We start from the raw sequence: 470 nt of genomic DNA, 5'->3' as shown, positions 1-470 counted from the left end.
GTCCCGCCGCGCCGGCTCGGGCAATTGAGCCCAGAGGCCGGCGGCCTTGCCGAATTCGTTATGCAGAAGCGCGTTCTCCAGGCGGATCACCAACGTCGCAGGATCGTTTGCACCGGTATCTCCAACCGGGCGAATGGTGACGACCTTGCTGGCGAGCCCAAGCAGACGATCCTGCCAATCCTTGGCGGCCGGCGTCATTTCGCGATCGAACATGGCGCGATGAACCCGGAATTGCGCCAGCAGCGCATCCTGCGTCGGTGCGCCGGTCGTGGCGACGGCGGAGAGGGCGGCCAGCTGTTCGGCCGAGCCGCCGCCCTTGCCGAGAGCTGCGATATCGGCCGAGAAGGGCCTGCCTGCAGCAAGCGCACCCTGGATGCGTTCGGCCAGCACGATGCGCGCGGCGGCGAATGCCTGCGGGCTCGGCGAGGCCGCGGACTTGGCGAGCGTCTCGACAGTGCCGAGGCGTTGCG

1 protein-coding gene is annotated in these 470 nt (G+C 68.5%); it reads right to left on the bottom strand.

Annotated elements, in window-relative coordinates:
- A partial coding sequence (locus AB4Y92_RS25690) for a COG4223 family protein (RefSeq protein WP_441822189.1) occupies positions 1-470 on the bottom strand: 470 nt, incomplete at both ends.

Origin of the sequence: Lysobacter sp. TAB13 (assembly GCF_052113885.1) — a bacterium.
Classification (GTDB): Bacteria; Pseudomonadota; Gammaproteobacteria; order Xanthomonadales; family Xanthomonadaceae; genus Lysobacter; species Lysobacter gummosus.
Note: the sequence above shows the minus strand (reverse complement) of the source record. Positions and strands in the feature narration are given on the sequence as shown.